Origin of the sequence: Pseudomonas sp. HLG18, assembly GCF_051903985.1 — a bacterium.
In the GTDB taxonomy this organism is placed as follows: Bacteria; Pseudomonadota; Gammaproteobacteria; order Pseudomonadales; family Pseudomonadaceae; genus Aquipseudomonas; species Aquipseudomonas fluorescens_BT.
In genome coordinates this window covers 2,594,463-2,618,809 of the sequence record NZ_CP195831.1, presented here as the reverse complement: position 1 = coordinate 2,618,809, position 24,347 = coordinate 2,594,463, and the positions used below count along the sequence as shown (strand labels likewise).

22 protein-coding genes are annotated in these 24,347 nt (G+C 61.6%); 12 read left to right on the top strand and 10 right to left on the bottom strand.

All coding sequences use genetic code 11. From position 1 onward, the window contains the following. Positions 1–49: 49 nt before the first annotated feature. Together ACSPX5_RS11975 and ACSPX5_RS11970 are read left to right on the top strand one after the other, a co-directional pair. A complete protein-coding gene (locus ACSPX5_RS11975) occupies positions 50–433 on the top strand; it encodes a ParB-like protein (protein ID WP_439821768.1) in 384 nt (127 codons plus the stop codon). Continuing rightward, positions 423–2,081 (top strand): SulP family inorganic anion transporter, encoded by a 1,659-nt coding sequence (locus tag ACSPX5_RS11970; protein WP_439821767.1) that lies wholly within the window; start codon positions 423–425, stop codon positions 2,079–2,081. The genes ACSPX5_RS11975 and ACSPX5_RS11970 overlap by 11 nt, the downstream gene beginning before the upstream one ends. Positions 2,082–2,148: 67 nt before the next feature. On the opposite strand, the gene acnB is transcribed toward ACSPX5_RS11970, so the two are convergent. Continuing rightward, positions 2,149–4,758 (bottom strand): bifunctional aconitate hydratase 2/2-methylisocitrate dehydratase, encoded by a 2,610-nt coding sequence (gene acnB / locus ACSPX5_RS11965; RefSeq protein ID WP_039767143.1) that lies wholly within the window; start codon positions 4,756–4,758, stop codon positions 2,149–2,151. Between the two features lie 468 nt (positions 4,759–5,226). Between acnB and ACSPX5_RS11960 the strand changes: the two genes are divergently transcribed. After that, positions 5,227–5,697 carry a DUF1289 domain-containing protein gene (locus ACSPX5_RS11960; protein ID WP_065260613.1) on the top strand — a complete coding sequence of 157 codons (471 nt, stop codon included), beginning with the start codon at positions 5,227–5,229 and terminating at the stop codon, positions 5,695–5,697. Between the two features lie 124 nt (positions 5,698–5,821). Here the strand turns inward: ACSPX5_RS11960 and ACSPX5_RS11955 are convergent, their stop codons facing one another. Further along, complete coding sequence (locus ACSPX5_RS11955; protein ID WP_439821766.1) at positions 5,822–6,685, bottom strand: universal stress protein; 864 nt, start codon at positions 6,683–6,685, stop codon at positions 5,822–5,824. A gap of 159 nt (positions 6,686–6,844) precedes the next feature. On the opposite strand from ACSPX5_RS11955, the gene ACSPX5_RS11950 reads away from it, so the two are divergent. The 3 genes from ACSPX5_RS11950 to ACSPX5_RS11940 all read left to right on the top strand — a co-directional run bounded on the left by ACSPX5_RS11950 (position 6,845) and on the right by ACSPX5_RS11940 (position 9,587). Further along, the gene (locus ACSPX5_RS11950) at positions 6,845–7,453 is read left to right on the top strand and encodes a tRNA-(ms[2]io[6]A)-hydroxylase (RefSeq protein ID WP_011334764.1); all 609 of its coding nucleotides are present in this window, start codon (positions 6,845–6,847) and stop codon (positions 7,451–7,453) included. 139 nt (positions 7,454–7,592) lie between these two features. Then, on the top strand, positions 7,593–8,300 hold the full coding sequence (locus ACSPX5_RS11945; protein WP_439821765.1) for a response regulator: 708 nt from the start codon (positions 7,593–7,595) through the stop codon (positions 8,298–8,300). Further along, positions 8,301–9,587 (top strand): ATP-binding protein, encoded by a 1,287-nt coding sequence (locus ACSPX5_RS11940; RefSeq protein WP_169430814.1) that lies wholly within the window; start codon positions 8,301–8,303, stop codon positions 9,585–9,587. It abuts the gene before it with no gap. A gap of 33 nt (positions 9,588–9,620) precedes the next feature. Here ACSPX5_RS11940 and ACSPX5_RS11935 read toward each other — a convergent pair whose 3' ends face one another. Then, the gene (locus ACSPX5_RS11935; RefSeq protein WP_096820198.1) at positions 9,621–10,520 is read right to left on the bottom strand and encodes a bestrophin family protein; all 900 of its coding nucleotides are present in this window, start codon (positions 10,518–10,520) and stop codon (positions 9,621–9,623) included. Positions 10,521–10,549: 29 nt separating this feature from the next. Then, a complete protein-coding gene (gene moaA / locus ACSPX5_RS11930; RefSeq protein WP_439821764.1) occupies positions 10,550–11,548 on the bottom strand; it encodes a GTP 3',8-cyclase MoaA in 999 nt (332 codons plus the stop codon). Between the two features lie 356 nt (positions 11,549–11,904). Between moaA and ACSPX5_RS11925 the strand changes: the two genes are divergently transcribed. The 4 genes from ACSPX5_RS11925 (at position 11,905) to ACSPX5_RS11910 (ending at position 16,926) form a co-directional block, all read left to right on the top strand. Continuing rightward, positions 11,905–14,229: an FdhF/YdeP family oxidoreductase gene (locus tag ACSPX5_RS11925; RefSeq protein ID WP_439821763.1), complete on the top strand. Its 2,325-nt coding sequence runs from the start codon at positions 11,905–11,907 to the stop codon at positions 14,227–14,229. A gap of 109 nt (positions 14,230–14,338) precedes the next feature. After that, on the top strand, positions 14,339–15,754 hold the full coding sequence (locus ACSPX5_RS11920) for a cytochrome ubiquinol oxidase subunit I (protein WP_323160249.1): 1,416 nt from the start codon (positions 14,339–14,341) through the stop codon (positions 15,752–15,754). Between the two features lie 16 nt (positions 15,755–15,770). Continuing rightward, positions 15,771–16,787, top strand: a complete 1,017-nt coding sequence (gene cydB, locus ACSPX5_RS11915; protein ID WP_207866437.1) for a cytochrome d ubiquinol oxidase subunit II — start codon at positions 15,771–15,773, stop codon at positions 16,785–16,787. Beyond that, complete coding sequence (locus ACSPX5_RS11910) at positions 16,774–16,926, top strand: DUF2474 domain-containing protein (RefSeq protein ID WP_074688757.1); 153 nt, start codon at positions 16,774–16,776, stop codon at positions 16,924–16,926. Before cydB ends, ACSPX5_RS11910 begins: the two co-directional genes overlap by 14 nt. Before the next feature lie 82 nt (positions 16,927–17,008). Here the strand turns inward: ACSPX5_RS11910 and ACSPX5_RS11905 are convergent, their stop codons facing one another. Then, positions 17,009–17,860: a CAP domain-containing protein gene (locus ACSPX5_RS11905; RefSeq protein WP_169430808.1), complete on the bottom strand. Its 852-nt coding sequence runs from the start codon at positions 17,858–17,860 to the stop codon at positions 17,009–17,011. Positions 17,861–18,061: 201 nt separating this feature from the next. Between ACSPX5_RS11905 and ACSPX5_RS11900 the strand changes: the two genes are divergently transcribed. After that, the gene (locus tag ACSPX5_RS11900) at positions 18,062–18,682 is read left to right on the top strand and encodes a cell wall hydrolase (protein WP_169430807.1); all 621 of its coding nucleotides are present in this window, start codon (positions 18,062–18,064) and stop codon (positions 18,680–18,682) included. Here ACSPX5_RS11900 and ACSPX5_RS11895 read toward each other — a convergent pair. Beyond that, positions 18,679–19,566: a LysR family transcriptional regulator gene (locus ACSPX5_RS11895; protein ID WP_207866441.1), complete on the bottom strand. Its 888-nt coding sequence runs from the start codon at positions 19,564–19,566 to the stop codon at positions 18,679–18,681. The two genes, ACSPX5_RS11900 and ACSPX5_RS11895, sit on opposite strands and share 4 nt — an antisense overlap. A 111-nt stretch (positions 19,567–19,677) precedes the next feature. Here ACSPX5_RS11895 and ACSPX5_RS11890 point away from each other — a divergent pair, with 111 nt between their 5' ends. Next, on the top strand, positions 19,678–21,078 hold the full coding sequence (locus ACSPX5_RS11890; protein WP_439821762.1) for an MFS transporter: 1,401 nt from the start codon (positions 19,678–19,680) through the stop codon (positions 21,076–21,078). Here the strand turns inward: ACSPX5_RS11890 and ACSPX5_RS11885 are convergent. From ACSPX5_RS11885 to ACSPX5_RS11870, 4 genes are all read right to left on the bottom strand, one after another. Further along, entirely contained in the window at positions 21,023–22,438 is a 1,416-nt protein-coding gene (locus ACSPX5_RS11885) for a heavy metal sensor histidine kinase (RefSeq protein ID WP_207866445.1), read from the bottom strand. The genes ACSPX5_RS11890 and ACSPX5_RS11885 overlap by 56 nt on opposite strands. Beyond that, positions 22,435–23,106 carry a heavy metal response regulator transcription factor gene (locus ACSPX5_RS11880; RefSeq protein WP_169430803.1) on the bottom strand — a complete coding sequence of 224 codons (672 nt, stop codon included), beginning with the start codon at positions 23,104–23,106 and terminating at the stop codon, positions 22,435–22,437. The genes ACSPX5_RS11885 and ACSPX5_RS11880 overlap by 4 nt, the downstream gene beginning before the upstream one ends. 9 nt (positions 23,107–23,115) lie before the next feature. Then, a complete protein-coding gene (locus tag ACSPX5_RS11875) occupies positions 23,116–23,373 on the bottom strand; it encodes a DUF2790 domain-containing protein (protein ID WP_323160253.1) in 258 nt (85 codons plus the stop codon). A 167-nt stretch (positions 23,374–23,540) separates the two neighbouring features. After that, a complete protein-coding gene (locus ACSPX5_RS11870) occupies positions 23,541–24,254 on the bottom strand; it encodes a murein L,D-transpeptidase catalytic domain family protein (RefSeq protein ID WP_323160254.1) in 714 nt (237 codons plus the stop codon). Positions 24,255–24,347 lie beyond the last annotated feature (93 nt).

Below are 24,347 nucleotides of genomic sequence, written 5' to 3'. Positions count from 1 at the left end.
AAGGCATAAACGGCTACGCTTGAAAGGCACTTTTTCCCGGAGATGCCTCATGCCCCGAGCCCGACCGCAACTGATCAGCGCCAAACTGGAAAAACTCCATCCCACGCAGCTTGCGGTGGGCCTCGCTGAAGTCGCCGACAAGCGTCAGGAATGGAAAAAGCTCAAACGCAAGGAGCGGGCGGCAGCGCTGGACAATCACTGGTTCCCCAGTGTGCTTGGGCCTGAAGGCGTCTACTGCATCGTTGATCACCATCACTTTGGTCTTGCGCTGATCGAGGAAGAGGTCAAAAAGGCTTCGCTGCTGGTGCTCAAGGATCTTTCGTTTGTCGACACGGTAACCTTCTGGAGCGTGATGAAAGCAGACCAAAGCCATGAACCTGGCGCGCAGCCAGGAGGCTCGGTATCTGCCAGGGTGGGTCCGATTGTCAACTGAACCGCTGAGTGCCGCTTCCCGACCGGAAGTACCCAGTCGCAGTCAGGACCTGCTGGCCGGGCTGTCGATTGCCGGTCTGTTGCTGCCCGAAGCGGTGGCGTATTCCAGCATTGCCGCTCTGCCACCCCAGGCCGGGGTGATCGCGTTGTTCGCCGGACTGCTGTGTTACGCGTTGATGGGCACCAGCCGCTTTGCCGTGGTCTCGGCGACGTCGTCATCGGCGGCGGTGCTGGCGGCTGCGACGGCTTCGCTGGCTGGCGGCGATCCGGCATTGCGCCTGAGCCTGGCGGTCGGTCTGGTGATGATGACCGGTGTGCTGTTTCTTCTGGCGGGGTTGTTCAAGCTCGGCAGTGTGACGTCCTTCATCGCCAAACCGGTGTTGCGCGGCTTCGCCCTGGGATTGGCGGTGACGATCATCCTCAAACAGGTAGCGAGCGTCGTCGATGTCCACCTCACGGACAGCAACCTGATCCGTTTCCTGCCGCAACTGATCGAGCAGTGGCCAAAATGGAACCTGGCCGGCGCCGCAGTAGCGCTGGTGGCGTTGCTGGTGCTGATGGCCTGCGCCCGCTTTCGCCGGGTGCCGGGTGGGCTGATCGTCGTGGCGCTGGGCGTTGCCGCCAGCCAATGGCTGAGCCTGCCGGCCTATGGGGTGAAGCTGATCGGAGTCATCGACCTGGCGCTGGAGATGCCACAGCTGCCGAACATGCCGTTTGCCGATTGGCTGCGCCTCGGCGAGCTGGCATTTGCCATGGTGATGATCCTGTACGCCGAGTCCTATGGGTCGATCAGCTCGTTTGCCCTGAAGCACGGTGACCGGGTTTCCTCGAACCGCGATCTGCTGGCTCTTGGCGCGTCCAATCTGTTATCGGGCCTGTTTCACGGCATGCCCGCCGGGGCCGGGTATTCGGCGACTTCGGCCAATGAAGCGGCGGGCGCTACATCGCGGTTGGCGGGCGTTGTCGCCGCGGCAGTGGTGTTGCTGATCGTGTTGACCGTGCTGCCGTACATCGCCCTGACCCCGGAACCTGTGCTGGCCGCGATCGTGATTCACGCCCTGGGACGAGCGTTGAGCCTGCAACCGCTGGGTCGCTACTTCATCTGGCGCCGTGATCGCTTGCTGGTGATCTGCGCGGTGGCAGCGGTGCTGGTGCTGGGCGTGCTCGACGGCTTGCTGCTGGCGGTGGCGATCAGCGTGGTGCTGATGCTGAGGCAGATGTCTTCGGCGGAAATTCAGGTGCTGGGGCAAATGGGCGGCGGTCACGATTATGTCGACCTGCAACGTCATCCGGATGCCCGGGAAATCCCCGGCGTGCTGATCGTGCGGCCGAGTGAAGCGCTGTTCTTTGCCAACGTGGAACGGATTCTCGGCGGCGCGCTGCGGTTGGCTCGTCATGCGCCGGCGGCGGTGCACACGATCATCCTGAGTCTGGAGGAGTCACCGGACCTGGACGGCACCAGCATCGAAGCGCTGGAAGCGTTCTTCCTGCAAGTGCGGGCCGAGGACAAACTGTTGATTCTGGCGCGCCTCAAAGATCAGGCGCAGACCGTGCTGGCGCAATTGCCAGAGCTGGAACGCGAGCAGGTGCTGTTGAGCGGTTTGAGTGTGGATGAGGCGGTTCAGCAGGCACTCAAGCTCAATGCCTGAATGTCAGAGGGCATAAAAAAACGCCGCTCATCTCGCGATGGGCGGCGTTTTTCATTGCGTTGCAGCGTCAGGCTTGAACGACAGGGATCTTGGCGTTCGCAGCAGCTTCACGGAACTCGGCAATCTGGTCGAAGGACAGGTAGCGGTAAACGTCGGCCGCCATGCTGTCGATCTTGCCAGCGTATTCCATGTACTCCTCGACGGTCGGCAGGCGACCCAGGATCGAAGCAACGGACGCCAGCTCAGCCGAAGCCAGGTAGACGTTCGCGCCGTCGCCCAGACGGTTCGGGAAGTTACGGGTCGACGTCGACACCACGGTGCTGTTCGGCTCAACGCGTGCCTGGTTACCCATGCACAGCGAGCAGCCTGGCATTTCCATGCGGGCGCCGGCCTTGCCGTAGATGCCGTAGTAGCCTTCTTCGGTCAGCTGGTGAGCGTCCATCTTGGTCGGTGGCGACAGCCACAGACGGGTTGGCAGCTGACCCTTGACCTGATCCAGCAGCTTGCCGGCAGCGCGGAAGTGACCGATGTTGGTCATGCACGAACCGATGAACACTTCGTCGATCTTCTCGCCAGCGACGCTGGACAGCAGACGGGCGTCGTCCGGGTCGTTCGGCGCGCACAGTACAGGCTCGCTGATGTCGGCCAGATCGATTTCGATGACTTCGGCGTATTCGGCGTCGGCATCGGCTTCCATCAGTTGCGGGTTGGCGATCCAGGCTTCCATCGCTTGGGCACGACGTTCCAGGGTACGCGCATCGCCGTAGCCTTCGCCGATCATCCAGCGCAGCAGGGTGATGTTGGACTGCAGGTACTCGGTGATCGACTCTTTCGACAGCTTGATGGTGCAACCGGCAGCCGAACGTTCGGCCGAGGCGTCGGACAGTTCGAACGCCTGTTCCAGGGTCAGACCTTCCAGGCCTTCGATTTCCAGGATGCGGCCGGAGAAGGCGTTTTTCTTGCCTTTCTTCTCGACGGTCAGCAGACCGTTCTGGATGGCGAAGTAAGGAATGGCATGAACCAGGTCACGCAGGGTGATGCCAGGTTTCATTTTGCCTTTGAAGCGCACCAGGATCGATTCCGGCATGTCCAGCGGCATGACGCCGGTGGCTGCGGCGAACGCGACCAGACCGGAACCGGCCGGGAACGAGATGCCCATCGGGAAACGGGTGTGCGAGTCACCACCGGTACCCACGGTGTCCGGCAGCAGCATGCGGTTCAGCCACGAGTGGATGATGCCGTCGCCCGGACGCAGCGAAACGCCGCCGCGGGTCATGATGAAGTCAGGCAGGGTGTGGTGGGTGGTCACGTCGATCGGCTTTGGATAGGCCGCGGTGTGGCAGAACGACTGCATCACCAGATCAGCGGAGAAGCCCAGGCACGCCAGGTCTTTCAGTTCGTCACGGGTCATTGGACCGGTGGTGTCCTGAGAACCTACGGTGGTCATCTTCGGTTCGCAGTAGGTGCCAGGACGAACGCCTTTGCCTTCTGCCAGACCGCAAGCCTTGCCGACCATTTTCTGCGCCAGGGTGAAGCCCTTGGTGCTTTCAGCCGGAGCTTCAGGCTTCTTGAACAGGTCGAACGCTGGCAGACCCAGTTCGGCGCGAGCCTTCTCGGTCAGGCCACGGCCGATGATCAGCGGAATACGACCGCCGGCACGGACTTCGTCCAGCAGTACAGGGGTCTTCATTTCGAAGGTGGTGATGACTTCGTCGGTACCGTGCTTGCAGACTTTGCCAGCGTGCGGGTACAGGTCGATCACGTCGCCCATGTTCATGTTCGATACGTCGAACTCGATTGGCAGTGCGCCGGCATCTTCCATGGTGTTGTAGAAGATCGGAGCGATTTTGCTGCCGAAGCAGAAACCGCCAGCGCGCTTGTTCGGTACGTAAGGAATGTCGTCGCCGAAGAACCACAGGACCGAGTTGGTCGCCGATTTACGCGAGGAACCGGTACCGACCACGTCACCGACGTAGGCGATAGGGAAGCCCTGGCCGCGCATTTCTTCGATCTGCTTCATCGGGCCGGTTTTGCCTTGCTCGTCCGGCACGATGCCGTCACGGGCCATTTTCAGCATGGCCAGGGCGTGCAGCGGGATGTCAGGACGCGACCAGGCGTCTGGAGCAGGGGACAGGTCGTCGGTGTTGGTTTCGCCGGTCACCTTGAACACGCGCAGGCTGATCTTGTCGGCCAGCACAGGGCGCTTCTTGAACCACTCGCCGTCAGCCCAGGATTGCAGCACGGCCTTGGCGTGAACGTTGCCGTTCTTGGCTTTTTCAGCCACGTCGTGGAAGGCATCGAACATCAGCAGGGTGTGCTTGAGTTCTTCGGCGGCCACTGGTGCCAGCTCGGCATTGTCCAGCAGTTCGACCAGGGTCACGATGTTGTAGCCGCCCTGCATGGTGCCGAGCAGTTCTACAGCGCGTTTCTTGTCCAGCAGAGGGGAGGAGACTTCGCCCTTGGCCAGTGCGGAGAGGAAACCGGCCTTGACGTAGGCGGCTTCGTCCACTCCTGGTGGTACGCGATTGGTGATCAGGTCAACGAGGAAAGCTTCTTCGCCAGCCGGAGGATTCTTCAGCAGCTCGACCAGGCCTGCAGTTTGTTCGGCGTTAAGCGGCTGGGGAACGATACCCAGGGCTGCACGCTCTTCGATATGTTTGCGGTAGGCTTCAAGCACAGTTATTACCCTCATCAGTGGTCCCAAATGGGTGTCCGGGACGCTCATCCCGAAATTGCCGTACTCATGCTCCTCACGACGTTGTGGGTCGTTCGGCCAGAATTACCGGCAATTCCTTACAGAAGCTGCTTTCAAAGTTTTACGCCTGCAGAACGGGGAGCTGATGAGGGTTGGCGTTGGGCTTTTCCCCGCTGGAAAAACCCTTCGCCAACACCGCTCTGAAGGAACGACTGTGCTCGTGACGCTTTGAAAACAGCTTCTAACGGACATTGGCGCCTAAAAAGGCTGGCTGATTCTACGGCAAAAAAAATTTAAAGGTAAGTCGGGCTCTATTGGACTTTGGTGGCGTTGTGCGCGGGCGGGGCAAACCTTGATCCAGCGCTTGCCCCTGACGTTTGAGGGGTGATGTATGCCGGACAAAGGGCTAACATGCCGACCTGTTCCGCGTTTCAAGTGTTCTGCCCATTTATGCCCAATCAGACCATCAAGACCCCCTGCGTCGGCCTCTGCTCCACTGTTTACGGTGATCTGGTGTGCCGTGGCTGCAAGCGTTTCCACCACGAAGTGATCCACTGGAACGGTTACAACGAGGAAGAAAAGCGCGCGGTGTGGCTGCGTCTTGAGCAATTGCTGTCACAAGTGATGGCGAGCAAGGTCGAGGTCTTCGACCCGGCGCGCCTGCGCCAGCAGCTTGAGCAGAGAAAGATCCGCTTCGTGCCGCATCAGTCGGAGTATTGCTGGGCGTATCAGCTGATCGCCCGGGGCGCGCGGGTGATCATTAATCTGGAAGCCTACGGGATGGTGCTGCTGCCGGAATTTCGCGACTGGAACCTGCCGGAACTGCGCGATGCCATTGATCGGGAATTTTTCCTGCTGTCGGAAGCTCACTATCAGCGCTACATCGCACCCGGTTTTCTCAAGGATGCCCTCGGCGACTGATCTATTGCTATCGCTGGCAAGCCAGCTCCCACAATGATGGTGTAAAGCTCTCCATGGAGTGCACACCTAAGTCCCTGTGGGAGCTGGCTTGCCAGCGATGACGGCCTTGCAGGCGCCCGAATACTTAATGCTTCACCGCCAACTCCACCAAATGGTCTTCAACCTCCTGCGGCTTGAGCACCAGCACGTCGCTTTCCAGCTGATCCAGCACCTGTTCGGCCGTATTGCCGATCAACGCCCCCGACACACCGCTGCGCGCCACGGTGCCAATCACGGTCACGGCGGCCTGCAGCTTGTGCGCCATGAACGGAATCAGTACATCCGCCGGACCTTCCTCGACATGCAGATGCTCGTCGTCGACATCGAATTCAGCCTGAAACGCCCGGCATTGCTCGCGATAGCGCGCTTCGATGGTTTCCTTGAGTTGGAACGTCGGATCCGCCGCCGAGAGCATCGGTGACGGATGGGCGGTAATCACGTGCAAATGCCCTTTGGCCAGGCTCGCGATGTCATAGCCGTGGTCGATGATGGTGGTGTGCAGGTGACGGTGCTCGCCGTCGGCATTGCCCACGTCGACCGCGGCCAGAATCACCCGGTCTTTCCAGGAGGCGGCGGTTTTCACCAGCAGCACCGGAGTAGGGCAGTGGCGCAGCAGTTTCCAGTCCGCCGGGGTCAGCAGGGCCTTTTTCAGCGAGCTGTCGGGGAAGTGCTGCTTGATCACCAGCCCGCAACCTTCGGCCTGCTGCACGTCGATGATGGTTTCGTGCAGGCTCTCGTTCCACGCCTGTTCGGTGGTGACGCTGTAACCGTCCGCCAGCAGCGCGGCCTTGAGCACGCTGAGCATGCCGGCGTGATCGTGCTTCTTGTCGCAGACCAGCAGGTGCAGATGGGCCTGGGTCACCCCGGCGATCAGCTTGGCGCGCTTGAGCGCCAGGCTTTCCGCGTGTTCGGGTTCGATGACCACCAGAATGCTGCGAATGGCTTGCATGAGTGAGTCTCCAGCAATGAAAAGGCACGGCGTTGCACAACTATAGTTGCTGCCGATGCGCCTGCGACTTGATGCATATCAAGGGCTGGCGCTGGTGGTCTGCGGGCAGGCCGGTATAATCGGCGCCCTTCGCTCGAACACCTTTTGACCGTGAGCCCCATGATCCTTCCCGAAATCCACGAATTCCTTGGCTGCCGCACGCCTGACGCCTGGGTCCAGGCCGCGCTGGCCGATCAGGAAACCCTGCTGATCGACCACAAGAACTGCGAGTTCAAGGCCGCCAGCACCGCGTTGAGCCTGATCGCCAAGTACCACTCCCATGTCGATCTGATCAACATGATGTCGCGCCTGGCCCGGGAAGAACTGGTGCACCACGAGCAGGTCATGCGCATCATGAAACGGCGCAAGATCGAACTGCGCCAGCTCCACGCCGGCCGTTATGCCTCAAGCCTGCGCAAAGTGGTGCGCAGCCACGAACCGGTGAAACTGGTCGACACCCTGGTGGTTGGCGCCTTCATTGAAGCGCGCAGTTGCGAACGTTTCGAAGCGCTGGTGCCGCATCTGGACGAAGAACTCGGCAAGTTCTATTTCGGCCTGCTGAAAAGCGAGGCCCGGCATTTCCAGGGTTACCTGAAACTGGCCTACCAGTACGGCGACGCCAAGGACATCGCCCAGGTGATCGAGAGAGTCCGCGCCGCCGAGCAGGACCTGATCGAGTCGCCGGACGAGGAATTCCGTTTCCACAGTGGCGTACCCGTCGCGGCATGAATTGTTAAAAACTCTTAAGAGTATGAAACATCAACGAAAACCGGCCCCAGAGGCCGGTTTTTGCTGCCCCCGCTAAACGTCTTGTCCACGAATGCCGCCATAATGGCGCCCACTTCACTGAGGGTTGGCGACGATTGTTATGGATAACCTGGGTTTTGGCAGAGTCCTGCTGGTGGAAGACGATGAGCGCCTGGCCGCACTGATCGCCCACTTTCTTGAACAACACGGCTATGAGGTGCGCACGGTGCATCGCGGCGATCTGGCCGTGGCCGCGTTTCTTGAATTCAAGCCCAAAGTCGTGGTGCTCGACCTGATGCTGCCGGGGCAGAGCGGCCTGCATGTGTGCCGGGAAATCCGCAGCGTGTCTGACACGCCGATTGTCATCCTGACGGCCAAGGAAGATGACCTCGACCACATTCTGGGTCTGGAGTCCGGCGCCGACGACTACGTGATCAAACCGATCAAGCCGCCCGTCCTGCTCGCACGCCTGCGGGCCCTGCAACGCCGGCAGGTGCCGGACAGCGGCGTGGTCAGCTCGCTGGAGTTCGGCAACCTGATCATCGACCGCAGTTGCCGTGAAGTGCGTCTGGCGAGCGAGTTGATCGAGCTGACCACCATGGAATTTGAACTGCTGTGGCTGCTCGCCAGTGCCGCCGGCACCATCCTGTCGCGCGATGACATTCTCAATCGCATGCGCGGCATCGCTTTCGATGGCCTCAATCGCAGCGTCGATGTGTACATCAGCAAGCTGCGCAACAAACTCAAGGACAATCCCCGCGAACCGGTGTGCATCAAGACCGTGTGGGGCAAGGGCTATCTGTTCAATCCGTTTGCGTGGGAGCTGTAGATGCTGCGGTTATTCCTCGGGCTGTTTCTGGTGATGACCGTCGGGCTGGTGGCGGCGCTGCAAACTGTCGAGCACACCTTCAACGCGTTGCTCGACAACCAGATGCAGGCCTACAACCGTGAGGCGGTGCGCGGTCAGGCCTGGTCGTTGATCGAGCACATGCGCGATCAGCAGGGCGCGGCGCGCGAGGCGCAGTTGGAGGCGTTGCGGCCGCACTACGGGTTGACGCTGAGTCTGGTGGAGGCCGATCAACTGAACCTCAGCGATGAGGAAAAAGCCGAACTCGCCCAAGGCCTGTTGGTGATCCGTCACGACTACACCCAGTTCATCAGTAACATCGACGGCGGCTCGCAACTGCTCAGCATCAAGCTGCCACCCGAGCCGAGCCTGATGCCGTTCTATATCTCGGCGGCTTACATGATGCTGGCCGTGCTGCTCGGTATCGTCCTGTATTTCTGGGTGCGCCCGCACTGGCGTGACCTGGAAAAACTGCGACTGGCGGCCGAGCGCTTCGGTGACAACGACCTCTCGTCGCGCATCCAGCTCTCCAAGCGTTCGAACATTCGCGATCTGGCCGAACACTTCAACCTGATGGCGGCGCGCATCGAAGGCCTGATCGCCAATCAGCGCGAACTGACCAACGCCGTGTCCCACGAACTGCGCACGCCGATTGCCCGGTTGTCGTTCGAACTCGACCAACTCAAGCAACAACCCGACGCCAGCCAGAACCGCGAACTGATCGCCGACATGTACGCCGACCTTGGCGAACTGGAAGAAATGGTCTCCGAGCTGCTGACCTACGCCAGCCTCGAACGCGGCGCGACCGTGATCACCCGCGAGAATATTCAAGCTGCCAACTGGCTCGACAGCGTGGTCGGCAGCGTGGCACTGGAAGCCGAGGCGGCCGGGGTGCAGCTATTGATCGTTGATTGCCGGGTCGATGAAGTGCGGATCGAGCCGCGGTTCATGGCGCGGGCGGTGATCAATCTGCTGCGCAACGCCATTCGTTATGCCGAGCAGCGGGTCGAAGTGTCGCTGGTGCGCATTGGCGATCAGTACGAAGTGCAGGTCAATGACGACGGGCCGGGTGTGCCGCTGGCAGGGCGGGAGAAAATCTTCGAACCGTTCTCGCGCCTGGACGCCAGTCGCGACCGCCGCACGGGCGGCTTCGGACTTGGTCTGGCGCTGGTGCGGCGGGTGTCGCAATCCCATGGCGGGCAGGTCGAGGTCGGTGATTCGCCGTGGGGCGGCGCATCGTTTCGCATGACCTGGGCGCATCTGGATTGATGACTTTACCTCCCCCGAAGGGGAGGTGTTCGATCAACTGAGGACGTAGTCCACCGGTTTCAGCGCCGGCGGCAACGGCTCAGTCCCCAGCTCCGAAAGAATGTCCCGCTCGATACCCCGCACCAGCGCATCGGTCGGCAAATCGTTTTCATCCCGGCCGAACGGGTCTTCCAGCTCATCGGCAATCGCATCCAGGCCGAAGAAGGTGTAGCTGACAATCGCCGTGAACAGCGGCGTCAGCCAGCCCAGCGGTTCGGCCATGGCGAACGGCAGCAGGATGCAGAACAGGTAAATCGTGCGGTGCAGCAGCAGGGTGTAAGGGAAGGGCAGCGGCGTGTTCTTGATCCGCTCACACACCGCCTGCGCCTGGGTCAGGCTGGTCAGGTGATTGGCCAGCAGCATGTAGCGCCATTCGCTGAGATCGCCCGCTTCATGCAGATCGGAACATTGCTGACCGACGGTTTGCAGGATCCGCCCGCTGTAGTCCGGCACCTGCGCATCGTGTTGCGGGGTGATCCATTCGGCGCTGGCAGCCGCTTCGTTTTCCCGGCGCAACCGCGCATTCAACGCATGAGCGAACCCACAAAGGTTAAGCAGCAATAACCGACGCTGGGCGGATTCGCGGATCACATGGGTCTCGCGAATCACCGAGCGCACATGCACGATCACTTCACCCCAGGCCTTGCGTGCTTCGTACCAGCGGTCGTAGCAGGCGTTGTTGCGAAAATTCATGAAGATCGACAGCGACAGACCAAGCAAGGTGAACGGCGTGGCGTTGACCTTGGTGAAGTTGCTCGGGTGGAGCATTTCCACCAGCACGATGGCCGACGCCAGCAACGTCACCATCAGGGTGCGCAGGGCGATGCGCTTGGCAATTGAACCCTTGAGGGTAAACAGGACGGCGAACTGATTGATCTTGGGCCGGATGATCATGCTTTTTTTTGCCTTGAAAACGTGGCGGCTCAGCCGCCGGTCATGTTCATGAAACGCACCACTTGCACGTCGTCGTTCACTTCAAAATTGTGCCGGTAAGGCTTGAGTTTCATCGCTTCGATAATGGCTTTCTCCAAGCGTTCCGGTTGGCCCGGATGGGCCCGCAGTACCGCCTTCAAGTCCACCGAATGCTCGTTCCCCAGACACAGTAGCAAACGCCCCTCGACGGTCAGCCGCACCCGGTTGCAGGTGCCGCAGAAGTTGTGGCTGTGGGGCGAAATGAACCCCAGCCGGATGTGCGGCGCTTCGGCCAGCCGCCAGTAGCGCGACGGGCCCTGGGTCGACTCGGCGGAGTCGATCAGGGTGTAGCGCTCGGCAATCCGCTCACGCACCTGGGCACTGGAGAAGAATGACTCGGCGCGGCTGTGTTCGCTGATGATCCCCAGCGGCATTTCCTCGATGAAAGAAATATCCAGATCCCGCTCGATGGCGAACTGCACCAGATCGTTGATCTCGTGATCGTTGCGGCCCTGCATCACCACGCAGTTGAGTTTAGTGCGGGTAAATCCGGCGGCGCGTGCGGCGTCGATGCCGTCGATCACCCGGGCCAGGTCACCGGTGCGAGTCATTTGTTTGAAAAGCACAGGGTCAAGGCTGTCGAGACTGACGTTGAGGCGCTTGAGCCCGGCGTCGAACAACGGGCCCGCAAGTTTGCCGAGCTGCGAGCCGTTGGTGGTCAGGCACAGTTCGCGCAGGCCGGGCAGGGCGGCGATCTGCTTGCACAACCCGACGACCCCGGGACGAATCAGCGGTTCACCACCGGTCAGGCGGATCTTGCGGGTGCCCAGCGCCACAAAACTCTGCGCCAGTTGATAGATCTCCTCCAGCGTCAGTACTCGTTGCCGGGGCAGAAACTGCATGTCTTCAGCCATGCAATAGACGCAGCGGAAGTCGCAGCGGTCGGTGACCGACATGCGCAGGTAGTCGACGCGGCGGTTGTAACCATCGATCAAGACGCGCTCTGACATGACAGCCTCGCTTGGGTGAAATCCGCTGTTGAAGGGATTGGGTCGGCGCAGGTTATGAGCAACTTCGAACAGCGTCCAATCACTCTTGATTACCGGCCGATTGATGCTGTCGATGATGAAATAATTATTGCGGATTTATCGCTTCCTGATTTTGCAAGTGCCCGAATTTAAAGGGTTTAAGTCCGTGATAGATGCTTTCGATAACGCAGTCATTAATAGCGATTAGACAAGTTTTTGCAGCGGTTCCTATCCTTGGCCCCGTCAAACGAAACGACCGCTTTTGAACTTGAAAGTCAGTCGTCGCTGTTTAAACCCGATCAGGTTTTTGCCTGTGTGCATCGTCATGGAGAAGTCCCATGTCACAAGTCGACCGTTACAAACCCTACAAGGGCGCCGCTGCGGGTTGGGGCGCTGTGATCAGCCTCACCAGGAACTGGCTGGGCAGTGAAAACGCCCTGAAGAACATCCGCGCCATGCTCAAGACCAACCAGAACGGCGGTTTCGACTGCCCCGGTTGCGCCTGGGGTGAAGCACCCGGCGCGAGCATGCTCAAGTTCTGCGAGAACGGCGCCAAAGCGGTGAACTGGGAAGCCACCGGCCGCCTGGTCGACCCGGCATTCTTCAACAAGTACACGGTGTCGACCCTGGCCGAGCAAAGCGATTACTGGCTCGAATATCAGGGCCGGATCACCCATCCGATGCGCTACGACGCGCGGGTCGACCGCTATGTCGAAACCACCTGGGACGACGCTTTCGCACTGATCGCCAAACACCTCAAAGGCCTGAAATCGCCCCACGAGGCCGAGTTCTACACCTCGGGTCGCGCCAGCAACGAAGCGGCGTTTCTCTATCAGTTGTTCGTTCGTGCCTACGGCACCAACAATTTCCCGGACTGCTCGAACATGTGCCACGAAGCCAGTGCGGTGAGCATGGGCGAGAGCCTGGGCGTGGGCAAAGGCACGGTGGTCTATGAAGACCTGCACCACGCCGATGCGATTTTCGTCATCGGCCAGAACCCCGGCACCAACCACCCGCGCATGCTCGAACCGCTGCGTGAAGCGGTGAAGCGCGGCGCTCAGGTGGTGTGCATCAACCCGCTCAAGGAGCGTGGGCTGGAGCGTTTCCAGAACCCGCAAAACCCGATCGAGATGCTCAGCAACGGCTGGGAAGCGACCAACACCGCGTACTTCCGTCCAGCCTTGGGCGGCGACATGGCGATGATTCGCGGCATGGCCAAATTTCTGCTGGAGTGGGAGCGCGAGGCCCAGGCCACCGGCGGCGAACCGGTGTTCGATCACGCGTTCATTGCCGAGCACACGTCGGGTCTCGACAGCTATCTGGCCGAAGTCGATGCCACGAGCTGGGAGCACATCGTCGAGCAGTCCGGCGTGCCGCTGCATGACATCGAACTGGCAGCGCGCATGTATGCCCGCGCCAAGAGCGTGATCATGTGCTGGGCCATGGGCCTGACCCAACACGTGCACTCGGTGCCGACCCTGCAGGAAGTCATCAATCTGCAACTGCTGCGCGGCAACGTCGGCCGTCCGGGCGCCGGGCTGTCGCCGGTGCGCGGCCACAGTAACGTGCAGGGCGACCGCACCATGGGCATCAACGAACTGGCCCCGACCGAACTGATGGACGCCCTGGAAAAACGCTTCAACTTCAAGGTGCCGCGCATGCACGGCCACAACACGGTCATGGCGATTGGCGCCATGGAACGTGGCGAAGCCAAGGTGTTTATCGGTCTGGGCGGCAACTTCGCTCAAGCCACGCCGGACACCCCGCGCACCCATGCAGCGATGCGCAAACTTGATCTCACCGTGCACATCTCGACCAAGCTCAACCGCAGCCATCTGGTGACCGGGCGTGATGCGTTGATCCTGCCGTGCCTGGGCCGTACCGACATCGACGTGCAGGCCGAAGGCCCGCAAGGCGTGACCGTGGAAGACACCTTCAGCATGGTGCATTTGTCGTTCGGCCAACTGAAGCCGAAGTCGGCGCACCTGAAATCCGAGCCGGCGATCATTGCCGGGATCGCCGCTGCGACGCTGGGCAAACACCCGATCGACTGGGAATGGGCGGTGGGTGACTACGGGCGCATCCGCAACCTGATCGCCGACGTGATTCCGGGTTTCGAGAACTTCAACGAGAAGCTGCTGATCCCCGGCGGTTTCCACCTCGGCAACAACGCTTCCGACCGGGTCTGGAACACCGAATCCGGCAAGGCCCAGTTCACCCCGTGCGTGCTGCCGGAACATTTGATCAGCGAAGGCGTGCGCAACCTGCCGGTCAAGCCGCACCTGATCCTGCAAACCATGCGTTCCCACGATCAGTACAACACCACGCTGTACGGCCTCGACGACCGTTATCGCGGTGTTTACGGTATGCGCGACGTGGTGTTCGCCAACGAGCAGGACATCCGCCGGCTCGGTTTTGAACCGGGGCAGAAGGTTGATCTGGTAGCGCTGTGGGATGACGAGCGCGAGCGTCGGGTCAGCGGTTTCACGCTGATCGCCTACGACATTCCGGCCGGGCAGGCTGCCGCGTACTACCCGGAAACCAATCCGCTGGTGCCGCTGGAAAGCTACGGCGACCGCACCTACACGCCAACCTCCAAATTCGTGGCGATCCGCCTCGAAGCGGCCGAGGCGAGCAACCTGATCCCGTCGTCGGTGGCGTAACCGACCCACGCGATCCAACCCTATTGCAATTTGACTGGCTGCAGGCGTTCGCGCCTGGCGGTGGCCCGGCCGTGTGCTGCCGCTTTTCAGCCTGGATGAGGACATCATCATGTTCAACCTGGAGGCACTGGACCTGGCGCGAATTCAATTCGCGTTCACGGTTTCGTTCCACATCATTTTCCCGGCGATCACCATTGGTCTTGCGAGTTTCCTGGCGGTGCTCGAAGGCCTGTGGCTGAAAACCCGCAACGACACTTACCGCGATCTCTACCATTTCTGGTCGAAGATCTTCGCCGTCAACTTCGGCATGGGCGTGGTGTCGGGGCTGGTCATGGCGTACCAGTTCGGCACCAATTGGAGCGGATTCTCTGATTTTGCCGGCAGCGTCACCGGGCCGTTGCTGACCTATGAAGTGCTGACCGCGTTCTTCCTCGAGGCCGGGTTCCTCGGGGTGATGCTGTTCGGCTGGAACCGTGTGGGCCGTGGCTTGCACTTCTTTGCCACGGTGATGGTCGCCATCGGCACGCTGATTTCGACCTTCTGGATTCTCGCCTCCAACAGCTGGATGCAGACCCCGCAAGGCTTCGAAATCGTCGACGGCCGGGTGATGCCGGTCGACTGGCTGGCCATCGTGTTCAACCCGTCGTTCCCGTTCCGCCTGGCGCACATGGCGATTGCCGCGTTCGTCGCCACGGCGTTCTTCGTCGGCGCTTCGGCGGCCTGGCATTTGCTGCGTGGCAATGACACCAAACCGGTGCGCAAGATGTTTTCCATGGCGCTGTGGATGGCGCTGATCGTTGCACCGATTCAGGCGGTGGTCGGTGACGCCCATGGCCTGAATACCCTGGAACATCAGCCGGCAAAAATCGCCGCCATCGAAGGCCACTGGGAAAACGCCGACAACGGACCGACCCCGCTGGTGCTGTTCGGCATCCCGGACATGCAGGCGGAGAAAACCAAATACGCCATCGAGATTCCGTACCTCGGCAGCCTGATCCTCACCCACAGCCTCGACAAGCAGATCCCGGCGCTCAAGAGTTTCCCGAAAGAAGACCGGCCGAACTCGACCGTGATTTTCTGGAGCTTTCGCGTGATGGCCGGGTTGGGCATGTTGATGATTCTGGTCGGCGTGCTGGGGCTGGCGTTGCGGCGCCACGGCAAGGTCTACCGGCATCGCGGCTTCCAGCGACTGGTGTTGTTGATGGGGCCGAGTGGTCTGATCGCGTTGCTGGCCGGCTGGATCACCACTGAGGTCGGGCGTCAGCCGTGGGTGGTGTATGGACTGATGCGTACCCATGACGCCGCGTCCCACCACTCGGTGGCGCAGATGAGCACCTCGCTGGCGCTGTTCGTCGTCATCTATTGCTCGGTGTTCACCGTGGGCATCGGCTACATGATGAAACTGGTGAGCAAGGGCCCGCAGCCGCACCACGAACATCCGCCCGAAGGCACTCAGGTGCAGACCCCGCGCCGGCCACTTTCGGCGGTCACCGACAACCTCGAATCCGCGACCCGGATCCACTGAAAAGGAGCGTTGAGTCATGGGTATTCAAGGTATCGATCTCTCGTTGATCTGGGGCGTGATCATTGCCTTCGGCGTGATGATGTACGTGATCATGGACGGCTTCGATCTGGGTCTCGGGATCCTGTTCCCGCTGATCGGCGACGAGCAGGAACGTGACGTGATGATGAACACCGTCGCGCCGGTCTGGGACGGCAACGAAACCTGGCTGGTGCTCGGCGGTGCGGCGTTGTACGGCGCATTTCCGCTGGCGTACGGAGTGATTCTGGAGGCGCTGTATCTGCCGCTGATCTTCATGCTGGCGGGGTTGATTTTTCGCGGGGTGGCGTTCGAGTTTCGCTTCAAGGCACCGGCCGAAAAACGTCATCTGTGGGACTGGGCGTTCATTGGCGGTTCGCTGCTGGCCACGTTCTCCCAGGGCGTGGTGATCGGCGCTTATGTGGCCGGGATTCCGGTGGTGGATCGGCAGTTTGCCGGTGGCGGTCTCGACTGGCTGGCGCCGTTCCCGCTGGTATGCGGCGTCGGTCTGGTGATTGCTTACGCCTTGCTCGGCAGCACCTGGCTGCTGGTCAAGACCGAAGGCATGCTCGAATCGCGGATGCGTCACTACAGCCGTCCGCTGGCGTGGCTGTTGCTGGCGATGGTGGTGGTGATCGGCGCGTGGACGTTGCAACTGCACCCGGAACTGGCCACACGCTGGTTCAACCATGCGCACCTGACCGTGTTCGCCGGGCTGGTGGTGCTGGCGGCGCTGTCGCTGTTCGGGCTGTTGCGTTCGCTGCGTCAGCGGCACACCCACTGGCCGTTCGTGTTCACCCTGGTGCTGATGTTCCTCGGTTACATCGGTCTGGCGCTGAGCATCTGGCCGAACATCATCCCGCCCTCGGTCAGCCTGTGGGCGGCGGCTTCACCGGCCACCAGCCAGCTGTTCGCCCTGATTGGCGCGCTGTTCATCCTGCCGGTGATCCTGATGTACACCTTCTGGAACTACTACGTGTTCCGCGGCAAAGTGAGGATTGGCGATGGCTACCATTGAGATGCGTGAAGTGAAAAGCCGCTGGTACAAACGCCTGGGCTGGCTGCTGCTGATCTGGTCCGGCAGCGTGGTGTCACTGGCGGTGGTGGCGAGCCTGCTGAAACTGGCGATGTATGCGGCGGGAATGAGAACCCACTGACCATAAAAAAACCGGAGCCTGGCTCCGGTTTTTTATTGCCTGCATTTTGGGTTTTCCTCTTGGGGGGAAAGAACCTTGAGGTTTATTCCCCGCCAAACATCGCCGTCCAGTAGATCCCGGCGCTGCTCTTCGGGTCGACTGCGTAAGCAGCACCCAGTTCGCGATACTGCGGGTTCATCAGGTTGGCGCAGTGGCCGGGACTCGCGAGCCAGCCATCGACGACCTTCTGCACGGTGTCCTGCCCGGCGGCGATGTTCTCGCCAACCAGCTGGCCGCTGTAACCGGCCAGTTCGGCGCGATCACCGGGGGTGCCGCCGTTGCGGTCCTTGTGGTCGAAATAGTTGTTGTTGGCCATCTCGCGGCTGTGATCCTGAGCGACACCGCCGAGCACCGCGTTCCACGCCAATGGCGCAGCCGCGGAGAAGGCCTGGCCGCCGCACTGGCGTGGCTGGCTGCGGGCGGCGTTGAGTTGCGTCAGCAGTTTCTGGCCCTCGGCTTGTCCGTCACCCAGGCGGGCGGACAGCAGCGGCCGCGCCAACGTGATGCGCCAGTCTCGGTCGGCGCGGCTGACGCCGATATCGACAAACTGCGGATCCAGCACCACCTGACAGAAGCTCTCCTGAATCGCCTTCATCGCTGAAACCGGATCCCGAGGGCCGTTGAGGGTGATCGCCTGCACGTTGACCATCGGGTAGCTGGCGCTGGCCATGGCCTGTTGCAGATCGACCATGCCACTGGCGGGCAGACGCAGGCGCGGGTCGGCCGACAGCGGCGGCAATTCACTGGACGCCTGCGCACCGCAACGCTGGGGCTGGCTGCGGTAGCTGTTGATCGACTCGATCAATTGCGACTCATCGCTGGCCATGGCCGAAGCGGCCAGCGCCAGGCCCACGGACAACGCGGCGAATCGCAGAACGGATGGCATGAAGCGCATGGAAATCTCCCTTGGGCTGAGTGTGCCCATGATGCGCGAAACGCCCCGGGGTCGTGCAATGTCTTTTTTCTTCATCGAGTGGTTTTCAGCGCGGAACGTTGCGCCGGATTCTGCCGTCTACACTCTGCGAAGTCCCCGGAAACCGGGCGTCTCAGCCACGCAACACTTTGCCCGCATCGGGCGCTGCCGGAAGAAACGATCATGAAATTGCACGGGCTGATCTGTTGTTTTTTATTGACCCTGCTGAGCGGTGCGGTGCTGGCCACCGATCAGGCGCCGATCAAGGAAAAGGCCGAGGCAAAAGCCGAGGTACTGGAAGAGAAAGCGGCCGACAAGCCCAACGCGCCCCCGGCGCCGAAGTCCGAAGCCATCACCCCCAAAGAGGTGCAAGCCGTCGACCCGGCCGGCACCGCGCCGCTCGACGACCCGATCACCTGTCTGGCGCGCAGCATCTATTGGGAGGCCAAGGGCAAGGACACGGCAGAGATGGAAGCCGTGGCCAGCGTGGTGATGAACCGCCTCGGCCACGACGGATTCCCCGGCACCGTGTGCGAGGTGGTCAAACAGGGTTCGGAAACCAAGAGTTGCCAGTTTTCCTGGTGGTGCGACGGCAAGTCCGATCAGGTCAAGGAAGACGCCGAATATGCGCTGGCCAAGGAGATCGCGGGCAAGGCCCTGAACCGTCAGCTCATCGATCGCACCCGCGGCGCTTTGTACTTCCACGATCACAACGTCGACCCGAGTTGGGCCAAGGAGTACACCAAGACCGCCGAGACCGGGAAATTCCTGTTTTACAAACCCAAGGATGGAGAGGCGCGCTAAGCGCAGACTTCCCTCACGCAGTTGCGCAACCAGCGATGCGCCGGGTCGGCGTCCATGCGTGGATGCCAGAGCATGGACACGCTGATGTCCGGCATGCGCAATGGCAGGGCGAAACTGAACAGTCCCGTTCGCAGTTTGCTGGTGTGGCGTTCCGGGACGGTGGCGATCAGGTCGGACTCCCGAACCAGTGTCAGCGCTGCCGAAAACCCGCCGAACGAGGTGACGATGTCCCGCGTCAGGCCGAAAGCAAGCAGCGCCTCGTCTACCGGTCCGCTGCTGCGACCACGGCGTGACACCAGAATGTGCTGGCCCGAGGCGAAGCGTTTGGCGCTGACCTTGCCGCTGCTCAGCGGATGTCCCTCACGCACCACACCAATCCACTGATCGCGGAACAGGATGCGGCTGTGCAGCGTCGGGTCGGTGCTGTCGTCGACCACGCCGGTTTCCAGATCCACCCGGCCTACGCGCAGCAATGTGCTGTCCTTGTCGGCCTTCTGCACAAAGCGCAGGCGCACGCCGGGCGCCTCTTCGGCGATGCGGGCGAGCAGGGCGGCGGCAAAGGTTTCCACAAACCCGTCGGTGTTGCGCAGGGTGAAGGTTCGCCGCAACTGACCGGGATCGAGCACTTCTGCCGGGCGCAGAACCGCTTCGGCTTCCTGCACCAGATAACTGACCCGGTCGCGCAGCTCCAGCGCACGCGGGGTTGGCACCAGCCCACGACCGGCGCGCACCAGCAGCGGATCCCCGGTGGTTTCGCGCAGCCGGGCCAGCGCCCGGCTCATGGCGGAAGGGCTCAGACGCAGGCGCTCGGCGGCGCGGGCGACGCTGCCTTCGCTCAGCAACACGTCGAGGGTAATCAACAGGTTCAGATCCGGTGCATTCATGACATGGCGTTCCATGCAGGTATCAAGTGCAAAGCATGCGTCTTGCGCCTTGTATTGTCGAGGCTCAGGCTATGTCCTATGTCCTATGACCTCTGCCGTAATGAGCCTCCCATGCACCGAGAATCCCTGAGCCCTTCCGCCCGCTGGGCGCTGACCAGTCTGGCGCTGTCGATGTTGATGCCGTCGCTGGACACCAGCATCGCCAACGCCGGATTGCCCACGCTGGCGGCGGCATTCGATGCGACGTTTCAACAAGTGCAGTGGATCGTGCTGGCCTATCTGCTGGCGGTCACCACGTTGATTGTCAGCGTCGGGCGGCTGGGTGACGGCTTCGGGCGGCGGCGCTTGCTGTTGATCGGCATCGGCATTTTCAGCGCCGCTTCCCTGGCTTGCGCACTGGCGCCGAGCCTCGCCTGGCTGATCGGCGCGCGGGCGGTGCAAGGCCTGGGCGCGGCGATCATGTTCGCGCTGACGGTGGCGCTGGTGGCCGATGCGGTGCCCAAATCCCGGGCCGGCAGTGCGATGGGCTTGCTGGCCACGATGTCGGCGACCGGCACCACCCTCGGGCCGTCGCTCGGTGGGCTGTTGATGGCGCATGTCGGCTGGCAGTCGATCTTTGTAATCAACGTGCCGTTGGGATTGCTCAATGGCTGGCTGGTGTATCGCTATCTGCCGAAGGATCGAAGCGCTCGCACGGGTATGGCGTTCGATTATCCCGGCACCGCCGTGCTGATGCTGACATTGGCGGCCTATGCGTTGGCGATGACGGTTGAAGGATTCACCCCGGCATTGCTGTTGCTCAGCCTGTTGGGCGTTGGGTTGTTCATCCTGGTCGAGAAACGGAGCAAGGCACCGCTGATTCACCTGTCATTGTTCATCGATACGCGAATCAGCAGCAGTCTTGCGCTGACCTTGCTGGTGACGACGGTGATGATGACCACGCTGGTGGTCGGGCCGTTTTATTTGAGCCGAGGCTTGGGCCTCAGCAGTACTCAGCTCGGCCTGGTGTTGTCGGTCGGGCCGTTGCTGGCGGCGTTCAGCGGTGTACCGGCCGGGCGTCTGGTGGATCGTTTCGGCGCGCGGCGGGTGGTGCCCGGCGCTTTGCTCGGCCTGGCTTGCGGTTGCGGTTTGTTGGCGCTGTTGCCGATGAGTCTCGGAGTGCTTGCGTATGTGCTGCCGATCACGGTGGTGGCCTTGAATTATGCGCTGTTCCAGGCCGCCAACAACACCGGGTTGATGTCCGGCGTCGCGCAGGATCAGCGCGGCGTGGTCTCGGCCATGCTCGGGTTGTCGCGCAATCTGGGCTTGATCACCGGGGCGGCGGCGATGGGCGCGGTGTTTGCCCTGGCCACGGACGATCCGACTCAGGCGCCGGCCGCGGTCATCGCGGGCGGCTTGCACATGACCTTCGGCGTTGCCACGGCGTTGATGTTCGCGGCCCTTGCGCTCGGCGCCTTCACACACGTCCGTCTTGCGTCTGCCGCGCCGGAAAGAACAGCTCAAAGCAGGTGACGCCGTCAACGCTGGTGACGCTGTAGCGGCCCTGATGCAACTGCATGATGGTCGCGACGATCGACAGGCCCAGACCGTTGGATTGGGCCGAGCGTTCGCGAGACGGATCGACGCGGTAGAACCGCTCGAACAGTCGCGACAGATGCTCGGGGGGAATCGTCGCCCCGTGATTGCGCACTCGCAGGTAGCTGCCATCCGCTTCGGCGATGGCTTCGACCTGCAACGTCGAATCCGCCGCGCCGTACTTGATCGCGTTGGCGCACAGATTGGCCAGCGCCCGGCGCAGCAGCATCGGCTCGGCCCAGATAACGCCGCTGCCACTGGCCTCGATGGTGACGCCGACGTCCGCCGCCAGCCCTTCGAAGTAATCGGCAATGCGTTGCATCTCATCGCAGGCGTCCAGCTCCTGCCGCTGGCTCAGCGCGCTGGTCGGGTCAGTGCGGGCAAGAAACAGCATGTTGTCGAGCATCCGCGCCAGCCGTTCGAGCTCTTCGACGTTGGAGGCGAGCAACTGCTGGTAGGCGTCGACACTGCGGTGCTGTTGCAGGGCGACCTGGGTTTCGCCGAGCAGGTTGTTGATCGGCGTGCGCAGCTCGTGGGCCATGTCAGTGGAGACCTGGCTCAGTTGCGCAACACCTCGGTCGAGCCGGTCCAGCATCGCATTGAAGGCTTCGATCATCGGCTGCAATTCCCGGGGCGTGCCGTGGCGGTCGAGGCGTTCACCGAGGTTGGCGATGCCGATCCCGTGGGCATGCCGGGCAATCCGCCGCAGCGGCAGCAGGCCGCGATACACCAGCAGACAGCCAACCAGCGCCAGGACAATCGCCGCCAGTGACGCCAGGCCATACACGCTGAGTCGATAGCTGGCGAGCATCGCCGTGCGCTCGCTCATCACCTTGCCGATCAGCACTTGCAGATTACCCTGATCGCCGGAGTCGATATTGGCCGCCACCGCCGAGAACGGCACGCCGTTGATGCTCGGCAGGTGCTGCACATCGTTGAGGGCCATCACATGGTTGATCGGCACGGCGGGCACGGTCGGCAATGTCAGGTTGCTGGGATTGACCACGAACAAGGGCGGTTGCCCCGGCGCGCCGATGGTCAACAGCGCTTCGCGGTTGCCGAGCATGTTCTGGAACAGCGCCGGTTTGTTCTGGATCAGTTCAAGGGTATTGCTGTCGTTGAGGATGGTGCGCAACTGATCGATGCGGCTGACCAACTGGATGTCGTCGCGGCGGGTCAGTTGTTCTTCCAGCTGGTTGTAAAGCGCCGCGCCCAGGCCCGCCAGGGACGCGAAGGCGAGCACCGCGAACACCAGCGCCAGGCGCAGCGTCAGGGAATACGTGCCGGCGATTTTCATGGCTGGGTATCGAAGCGGTAGCCGATGCCGCGCACGCTATGGATCAGCTTGAGCGGGAACGGATCATCGATCTTCGCCCGCAGGCGGCGCACGGCGACATCGACCACATTGGTGTCGCTGTCGAAATTCATGTCCCACACCCGCGAGGCGATCAGCGAGCGCGACAGCACTTGCCCTTCGTGGGTGGCGAACAGTTGCAGCAGGGCGAACTCCTTGTTGGTCAGGGTGATCCGGCTGCCGGCGCGGGTGACCCGACGCTTGAGCACATCGATCTGCAGATCGGCCACCTGCAATTGCTCTTCTTCGTGGATCGGTCCGCGCCGGGTCAGGGTGCGCAGGCGCGCCACCAGTTCGGCAAAGGAAAACGGTTTGATCAGGTAATCGTCGGCGCCCAGCTCCAGGCCCTTGACCCGGTCGGCGATGTCGTCCCGGGCGGTGAGGAACAGCACCGGCGTGTGGGCTTCCTTGCGCAGCCGGCGCAGGACTTCCCAGCCATCCATTTTCGGCATCATCACGTCCAGCACGATCACGTCGAAATCGAATTCCAGCGCCAGGTGCAGACCGTCGGCGCCGTCCCGGGCCAGGCTCACGCTGTAGCCCAGTTCCTGCAAGCCGTTGAGCAGGTAGTTGCCGGCCTTGGGTTCATCTTCGACGACAAGGATGTTCATGAACGTGCCTCAATGATCATTCGTGCAGCCGCTGCCTTGCACTTGATAGTCCAGCACATGTTCGCGGCCCTGGTGGTCGAGGTAATTGAGCCGGGCGGGGATGATGCCGCAGGCCTGGGAAATATCGGTGCTGGAAAGGACTTTGTCGACATCCAGATGCACGTAAAAGCCGTTGGTGTCGTGAATGACCGTGCGCTCGGGCATTTCGGCGGCGAACACGGAGCCGGTGGCGAGGAGGGCGGTGAAGGCCAGGATCAGGGTTTTCATGATGAGTCACTCGGGTCGGTGAAGTGGATCGGCAGGTGTGCCGGAACAACTTCAGGCTACCGAGCGATCCGCTCGGCAAACCGACAACTCAATGACAAAGTTGTAATGAAACCCTGAAAACAAAAATCCCCTGTGGGAACAGGGGATGATTTTTACAGCGCAGACTTTCAGCTGCCGTGAGTGCTGAGAATGCTCGCAATCTGCTGTGGCTGGCAGTTGAGGTACGGCGAGGACTTCAGCCAATGCTGGTCCGGATACCAGGAAAACATGTACTGCCCGTCCTTCAGGCTGTCGATCACCCGTCTGGCGACCTGCGGCCGCACCGCCGGGCAACCCTGGCTGCGACCCAGTCGGCCCGTACGTTTGCTCCAGAACAGATTCACGTAGTCGGCGGCATGGATCACGATGGCGCGATCGCGGGCCATGTCGTTGACGCCCGGCTCCAGACCGTCCATGCGCAGCGAATAACCGTGGGTGCCTTCGTAACTTTCCTGGGTGCGGAACAGGCCGAGGCTGGACTGAAAGCTGCCTTCACGGTTGGAGAACCGGGTGGCGAAGTTGTCACCGGAGTTTGAGCCGTGGGCGACCAGGTCGCGCAGGATCAGTTTTTTCTGCGTCAGGTCGAAGATCCACAGGCGCCGCTCGGTGGACGGTTGCGAATAATCGATGATCGCCAGGTGACGGGACTGCTTCGCGCCGTTGTTGATTGCGCATTGCATGGCGTTCAGGGCACCTTTAAGCGCCTGGGGATTGAGTTCCGGAGCGGCGTGGGCGAGGCTGTTATAGAGAACCGGCTGCGAGGTGCCGGCGGCAAAAACCTGACTGGTCACCAGCCCGATGGCAGTGGCAGTCAGCAGAAGTCGGCGCAAAAACGTCAACATTTAAAGTGAATCCTCACTGGCTACATGTTTGGCACTTTGGCTCCTGACGTCCAGTCGTCCCCGGCAGGCCCGCGAATCGGACCTGACTGTATC

Bases quoted from the DNA above. Each gene is read 5' to 3' on its own strand.
- ACSPX5_RS11975 (WP_439821768.1), top strand. From the start codon at position 50: ATGCCCCGAGCCCGACCGCAACTGATCAGCGCCAAACTGGAAAAACTC.
- ACSPX5_RS11960 (WP_065260613.1), top strand. From the start codon at position 5,227: ATGCCCAATCAGACCATCAAGACCCCCTGCGTCGGCCTCTGCTCCACT.
- ACSPX5_RS11955 (WP_439821766.1), bottom strand. From the start codon at position 6,685: ATGCAAGCCATTCGCAGCATTCTGGTGGTCATCGAACCCGAACACGCG.
- ACSPX5_RS11950 (WP_011334764.1), top strand. From the start codon at position 6,845: ATGATCCTTCCCGAAATCCACGAATTCCTTGGCTGCCGCACGCCTGAC.
- ACSPX5_RS11945 (WP_439821765.1), top strand. From the start codon at position 7,593: ATGGATAACCTGGGTTTTGGCAGAGTCCTGCTGGTGGAAGACGATGAG.
- ACSPX5_RS11940 (WP_169430814.1), top strand. From the start codon at position 8,301: ATGCTGCGGTTATTCCTCGGGCTGTTTCTGGTGATGACCGTCGGGCTG.
- ACSPX5_RS11935 (WP_096820198.1), bottom strand. From the start codon at position 10,520: ATGATCATCCGGCCCAAGATCAATCAGTTCGCCGTCCTGTTTACCCTC.
- moaA (WP_439821764.1), bottom strand. From the start codon at position 11,548: ATGTCAGAGCGCGTCTTGATCGATGGTTACAACCGCCGCGTCGACTAC.
- ACSPX5_RS11925 (WP_439821763.1), top strand. From the start codon at position 11,905: ATGTCACAAGTCGACCGTTACAAACCCTACAAGGGCGCCGCTGCGGGT.
- ACSPX5_RS11920 (WP_323160249.1), top strand. From the start codon at position 14,339: ATGTTCAACCTGGAGGCACTGGACCTGGCGCGAATTCAATTCGCGTTC.
- cydB (WP_207866437.1), top strand. From the start codon at position 15,771: ATGGGTATTCAAGGTATCGATCTCTCGTTGATCTGGGGCGTGATCATT.
- ACSPX5_RS11910 (WP_074688757.1), top strand. From the start codon at position 16,774: ATGGCTACCATTGAGATGCGTGAAGTGAAAAGCCGCTGGTACAAACGC.
- ACSPX5_RS11905 (WP_169430808.1), bottom strand. From the start codon at position 17,860: ATGCGCTTCATGCCATCCGTTCTGCGATTCGCCGCGTTGTCCGTGGGC.
- ACSPX5_RS11900 (WP_169430807.1), top strand. From the start codon at position 18,062: ATGAAATTGCACGGGCTGATCTGTTGTTTTTTATTGACCCTGCTGAGC.
- ACSPX5_RS11895 (WP_207866441.1), bottom strand. From the start codon at position 19,566: ATGAATGCACCGGATCTGAACCTGTTGATTACCCTCGACGTGTTGCTG.
- ACSPX5_RS11890 (WP_439821762.1), top strand. From the start codon at position 19,678: ATGCACCGAGAATCCCTGAGCCCTTCCGCCCGCTGGGCGCTGACCAGT.
- ACSPX5_RS11885 (WP_207866445.1), bottom strand. From the start codon at position 22,438: ATGAAAATCGCCGGCACGTATTCCCTGACGCTGCGCCTGGCGCTGGTG.
- ACSPX5_RS11880 (WP_169430803.1), bottom strand. From the start codon at position 23,106: ATGAACATCCTTGTCGTCGAAGATGAACCCAAGGCCGGCAACTACCTG.
- ACSPX5_RS11875 (WP_323160253.1), bottom strand. From the start codon at position 23,373: ATGAAAACCCTGATCCTGGCCTTCACCGCCCTCCTCGCCACCGGCTCC.
- ACSPX5_RS11870 (WP_323160254.1), bottom strand. From the start codon at position 24,254: ATGTTGACGTTTTTGCGCCGACTTCTGCTGACTGCCACTGCCATCGGG.